General features: G+C 29.5%; 6 protein-coding genes. 4 read left to right on the top strand and 2 right to left on the bottom strand.

What is annotated here, in order from left to right; translation table 11 throughout:
• Nucleotides 1–210: 210 nt before the first annotated feature.
• Nucleotides 211–1,482, top strand: coding sequence for a phosphoribosylamine--glycine ligase (gene purD, locus DET63_RS29595; RefSeq protein ID WP_113938626.1), 1,272 nt, complete (start codon nucleotides 211–213; stop codon nucleotides 1,480–1,482).
• Nucleotides 1,483–1,614: 132 nt separating this feature from the next.
• Here purD and DET63_RS29590 read toward each other — a convergent pair whose 3' ends face one another.
• Nucleotides 1,615–1,800, bottom strand: a complete 186-nt coding sequence (locus DET63_RS29590; protein WP_098200731.1) for a cyclic lactone autoinducer peptide — start codon at nucleotides 1,798–1,800, stop codon at nucleotides 1,615–1,617.
• Nucleotide 1,801: 1 nt separating this feature from the next.
• Complete coding sequence (locus tag DET63_RS29585; RefSeq protein ID WP_113938625.1) at nucleotides 1,802–2,386, bottom strand: accessory gene regulator B family protein; 585 nt, start codon at nucleotides 2,384–2,386, stop codon at nucleotides 1,802–1,804.
• 509 nt (nucleotides 2,387–2,895) lie between these two features.
• Between DET63_RS29585 and DET63_RS29580 the strand changes: the two genes are divergently transcribed.
• The 3 genes from DET63_RS29580 (at nucleotide 2,896) to DET63_RS29570 (ending at nucleotide 5,569) form a co-directional block, all read left to right on the top strand.
• A complete protein-coding gene (locus tag DET63_RS29580; protein WP_181777965.1) occupies nucleotides 2,896–4,086 on the top strand; it encodes a GHKL domain-containing protein in 1,191 nt (396 codons plus the stop codon).
• A 15-nt stretch (nucleotides 4,087–4,101) separates the two neighbouring features.
• On the top strand, nucleotides 4,102–4,857 hold the full coding sequence (locus DET63_RS29575; RefSeq protein WP_098200734.1) for a LytR/AlgR family response regulator transcription factor: 756 nt from the start codon (nucleotides 4,102–4,104) through the stop codon (nucleotides 4,855–4,857).
• A 265-nt stretch (nucleotides 4,858–5,122) separates the two neighbouring features.
• A complete protein-coding gene (locus tag DET63_RS29570; protein WP_098200735.1) occupies nucleotides 5,123–5,569 on the top strand; it encodes a hypothetical protein in 447 nt (148 codons plus the stop codon).
• Nucleotides 5,570–5,997 lie beyond the last annotated feature (428 nt).

Here is a 5,997-nt window from a genome sequence, read left to right as displayed (position 1 = left end):
TAAAAAGTCCGGTCAAGATAACTGTCGCATGTCGTCGTTGCATAGCCAGTGCGGTACTCATGTAGGAAAGCTACACTCCGTGTCCTCCTGGCAAATGCGCCTTGACCTGCTCGGTTCTCTTGATCCTCCTTTTTAAACTTTTATTGATATGAAAACAAACTAGGAGCATAGCTTCTAGTTTGTACTTATTTAATTATTGGGGGATGAAATATGAATGTTTTAGTAATCGGCCGTGGTGGACGTGAGCATGCTTTAGCTTGGAAATTTGCACAATCTGAAAAGGTAGAAAAAGTATATGTAGCGCCAGGTAATGAAGGTATGCGAGATGTTGCAACACCAGTTGATATTGATGAGAATGATTTTGATGCATTAGTCTTATTCGCAAAAGAAAACAATGTAGGCTTAACTTTCGTTGGACCAGAAATTCCACTTATGAATGGAGTCGTTGATCGCTTTAAGGAAGAGGGACTTCGTGTATTTGGACCTAATAAAGCGGCTGCGGTTATTGAAGGTAGTAAAGCTTTTACAAAAGAATTGATGAAAAAGTATGATATTCCAACTGCGGCATATGAAACTTTTACAGACTATGAAGAGGCAGTAAAGTACATTCAGAAAGTTGGTGCACCGATCGTAATTAAGGCAGATGGGTTAGCTGCTGGTAAAGGTGTAACGGTAGCAATGACGCTTGAAGATGCATTGCAAGCTGTGAAAGAAATGCTACAAGATGTGAAATTCGGCGCAGCAAGCAAGAAGGTCGTTATTGAAGAGTTTTTAGATGGACAAGAATTTTCATTAATGGCATTTGTAAATGGAACAACTGTACATCCGATGGTAATTGCTCAAGATCATAAACGAGCTTTTGACGGCGATAAAGGTCCTAATACAGGCGGAATGGGCGCATATTCTCCAGTACCACAAATTCCGGAGTCAGCGGTTCAAGAAGCGATTCAAACAGTATTACATCCAACTGCTAAAGCGATGATCCAAGAAAATCGTTCGTTTACAGGAATTTTATATGCGGGGCTTATTTTAACGAATGATGGTCCAAAGGTAATTGAGTTCAATGCACGCTTTGGTGATCCTGAAACGGAAGTTGTATTACCACGCTTAGAAAATGATTTAGTTGATGTATGTAACGCTGTATTAGATGAAAGTGAATTAACGTTACAATGGTCAAAGGAAGCAGTTATTGGTGTCGTACTTGCTTCGAAAGGATATCCAGAAGCATATAAAAAAGGTGAAATTATTAACGGATTAGATGCACTGCAAGATGTGATTGTTTTCCATGCGGGTACAGCGATGAAACATGGTGACTTTGTAACAAACGGTGGCCGTGTATTATTTGTTGCTTGTAAGGCGAATAGTTTACAAGCAGCGAAAGATAAGGTCTATAAAGAAATCGGTAAAATTGAGAGTGATGGTTTATTTTACCGAAGTGATATAGGATATCGTGCAATTGGGCATGAGATGACGAGAAGCTAACATAGGTTAGCTTCTTTTTATAGAATAATTTTTCTATTTTGGGATGTGCTTACACTGAAAGAATTATATTTTATGATTGTTACGTCTTCTTGAATTTATGCATTCTAAGAGAATTTGTTGAATTTTTATATATTAATATTCATTGTTTACTTGTAAGGATGGTTGCTCTTGTTCATTTAATTGAAGCTCTTTTGGTAGTTCTGGTTCATAAGCAGTTAAAAAACAGCAATTTTCTAATGCCCTATCTCCAATAGCGAGGCTTAATTTATAAATTAGATGTTTGATGTATTTAATAGTATTATTAAGTAGTTTATTCATGTTATAGTCCTCCTAATATCTTATATGATAGTGGTGTAGTAAATATAGATGCAAAAAATGAACCTAGTGTAATTAATAAACAAATATTTGAATCTTTTATAAAGATAACTAAAATGAGGATAAGAAAGTTTGCTAGTAATGTTTTATTTTTATGTTTTTTTTGCATCTCTTTATTTCCAATATAATTTCTTTTTGTTTTAGATGGAGCATAATAATTCAATAGGATAAAATCCAATAAGATAATGAATAAGAAAATTCCTTTAGTGATAATAATGTCTTGGATCAATAGTGGAATTATAACAAAAAGTGAAATTCCTATTAACGTACAATTAATACTTTTTTGAGCATGAAAACCATAGCCGTGCCTTCTAATACTGTAAAATGCAGCATGCATAATGAGCGTGTTAAAGAAACAGTTAAAAAACCAAGCTGCAGCATATATGATAAAAAGTTTAAATAAGTTAATAATTAGAACATTAATGCCGTAATTTATCTTTGCATATTCTGTGTCATTTACTACATTTGTATTTATAATTCTATCTGTAATTACCTTAGAAATTCTTTCTTCAATTGAAATATTTATCATTCTTATCACCTCTACAATTTATTATGCTGTAAAAGATACAATACAATTTTTAATTTCTTATTTTTCACGATATTGTTTCAATTTGCACATTTGAGTAAAGAAATACGCACTTTTGATATCAAAAGTGCGTATTTCTTTACTGGTTAGCGAAGTAAAAAGACAAAGTATATATGCTCTACAGAAAAATAAGAATATAGCATCCAGCTATAACTGTAATGTAATTCTGAAAATTATGAAAAGTAAATATAGACTAGGGCTATGATATAATTTTGGATGTAGTTAGTGAAATTATTAAAAATTATCTATTTTTATTGGAATATCTTAAATCTAGTAATTGAGATAAGAGGATCTCTAGATACAAAATTAATAGAAGGGTAATATTTGAAATTATGAACTATTTTTTTACTAATCATTTAGATATGGTTTGTATGCAGCTATTATTAACTATGTGCTTAAATATTTTCATTTTACCTCAGAGGAAAGTTAATATTCAGATTATAGTTGTAAGTATGTTAGCTGCATTATGTACATCATTGTTATATGTTCCTTTAGGATTAATAACTGTATTAATCAATTGGCTCTTTATTGTCACTTTAAATTTATATATAACGAAAAAAATAGATGTCAGTTTAACTGTTGCTTCCATATCAGTACTTTTATTGATACTTTCAGATTACATAACGACAATTAGTTTTTCGCACCTTAAACAGGTAGTTTTGAATGATTCTAGTAGTAATATGCAGCTATATATTCATTTATTTGCTTCATTCATTATTGCCATAGTGTTGGGAAGCATTATAGTTTTTGTAAGGGATAGGTTTTTTGAAAAAATTAGCATGAATAAAAGTATGAGATGGATAGGAACTGGAATTACAGTTTTTACTTTTATCAGCTATTATGTAGATATCTTTGTTGAGCGCTTCGAGGGTGAATCTAATATAGTAGAAGAAACAAATGCCATTTTGTTTCTTATTTATGCTCTGATTTCTATTACAATATATATGGTTTTAATATATATTATGCAAAAAGATATAGAAAATAAGCAGAAGAAAAAAGAACTAGAATATATGCAAAGTTACACCAGTGGATTAGAGAAGAACTATAATGAGATGCGGAAATTTAAGCATGATTATCAAAATATATTAACCTCGCTTGAGAGCTATATAAATGATGAGGATTTACCAGGATTAAAAGCATATTATTATCAAAATGTGAAACCAACTTCAAATATCATTAGCGATAATACTTTTAAATTATCACAGCTAAGTAACATAAAGGTAAGGGAAATAAAAAGTATCATCGCAAGTAAGCTTTTATATTCACAGGAGTTAGGAATAGATACAGAATTTGAAGGGAAAGACATCATAGAAAAAATTAATATGAATCCAATTATATTAGTCAGGTCGTTAGGGATTTTACTGGATAATGCAATTGAGGAAGTCCAACAGAATAAAGATGGAAAGATTAGAGTCGGTATTATTAAAAGGGAAAGCTCCATTATTATTGTAATTTCAAATTCATGTGGTAATGACATACCTAAGCTACATGAAATGCAAAAAATGGGCTTCTCAACAAAAGATTCAAATAGAGGAATGGGACTAAGTAATTTAAAAGATATGATAGGCCCACTGAATAAAGTAACATTAGAAACAATTATTGAACAAAATATTTTTACTCAAATATTAGAAATTAGTGAGTGATTAGGAGAGAACATTATGTTGAAAATATTTGTTTGTGAAGATGATGAACGACAACTTAATGATATAGTGGATGCTATAAAAAAATATATATATATGCAAGATTATGATATAGAGTTTGAGATGGCAACTTCTAATCCAGATCAAATACTAGATTATATACAAAATAATCAAACTACAGGTTTGTATTTCCTAGATGTAGATCTAAAACATGAAATGAATGGAATCGCATTAGGAGCACAAATTAGAAAGTATGATTCTTCGGGTAAAATAGTTTTTATAACGACTCATGCAGAGTTAGCATATTTAACATTCCTATATAAAGTAGAGGCAATGGATTATATTCCAAAAGATGATACATTACGTTATAAAGAAAAAATTAGAGATTGTATTGATGTAGCCCATGAACGACATTTGAATGATATAAATCCCCAAAAAAAAGCTTTTATAGTGAAAACAGGGGATAAACAAATCAAAATAAATATAGATGATATTCAGTTTATCGATTCGTCCACTACACCACATAAGTTAGTTCTACATATGGAAAATAGGCAAGTTGAGTTTTATGGCAAGATAAAAGATATGGATAAAATAAGTCAAGATTTCTATCGATGTCATCAATCATATGTAGTAAATATAAATAATATTAGGGAGATTAAGCAAAAAGATAGAGAAATTATTATGAATAATGGAGAAGTTTGCTATTCTTCTACTCGCTATCTAAAGGGACTTCTTAAACTAATGGATAAGGTATCAAAAAATAATAGTAATTAAAAAATCACAAGTGTTTAAAAAACACTTGTGATTTTTTTAGGAGAAAATTTCAAGGATAATTAATTGGTATTGCACTTTATAAAAATAGAGGATGGCAAAAGGAATTAGAGATGATATTTTAGCGAATTTGATATCAATAGTGTATTAGGATTAATAAATGTTAGCAGTTTGGTTAGAAATATATTTTATTATGAAATTCCATTAGTAAAGAAAAATAAAAAATATACTAAATTATATAATCGTGTCAATATGAGGAGTTGAGTATGTGAAAAACGACTTTGACAAGAATGAATATATAATAGTATCAAAGGTTAATATGAATTTTTTGAAGGAAATCGGGAAGGCAGATGCTTGGGATAATAGTTTTTTTGATATTTTTCTTATATTAGATAAGTTTCAGGAAAAATATCAAGCAGAGGAATTTCTGGTTTTTAATAAAGGAAAGTTCGTGTTTTTTAAGAATAAAAAAACCTATATTATCGAAATAAGGAAATATGAAAAGGAATTTCATCTAAGGGAAGATTACCAATATGTATTTTTTGTGGAAAATAAACCTGAGGGTAATTTAGAAATTTTAAAGAAGGAAATAAAAAATTATTTAAAAAAGATGAGTATAGATTATTCTATGATAATAGATAGGGAAATTATAGAAAATATACCGATTAAAAATATTCAAGAAATACTATTAATAAACAGAGGCGATGTAGAATAAGTTAAACATGAAATTCAAAAGATAGAATATGAAGTAAAGAAAATGAGTATAAGGAATTTTGAAACTATATATCGTGATGTGAATCAAATGATATGCATTTATATCATTTGATTTTTTTGTTTATAGAGCTATTCAAAGTAATAAAGAAAAAAAGAAGTAGGAAATAGTGTATCGTAGTAAAGCTACTTTAATTCTAATAAAAAACGATGATATCAAAAATTTAATACTGATATCATCGTTTTTTTATTAGGATTACCAAACGGACTAAAAATTGAGGATTAATTTATAAAAAGATTAAAAAAATTGCACTTATGAGAAATAAAAAAATATCTGTGCTCACTTATGAGTCATATTAAACTACATCGGAAGAAAAGGTTTCTTTTTATTGATTTGATGTAAATTATAACTGTAAAGAAAAACAACAGATA

Origin of the sequence: Bacillus sp. DB-2, from assembly GCF_003315125.1 — a bacterium.
Taxonomy (GTDB): Bacteria; Bacillota; Bacilli; order Bacillales; family Bacillaceae_G; genus Bacillus_A; species Bacillus_A mycoides.
The sequence above is the reverse complement of the archived record's forward strand: the minus strand, read 5'-3'. Positions and strand labels throughout refer to the sequence as shown.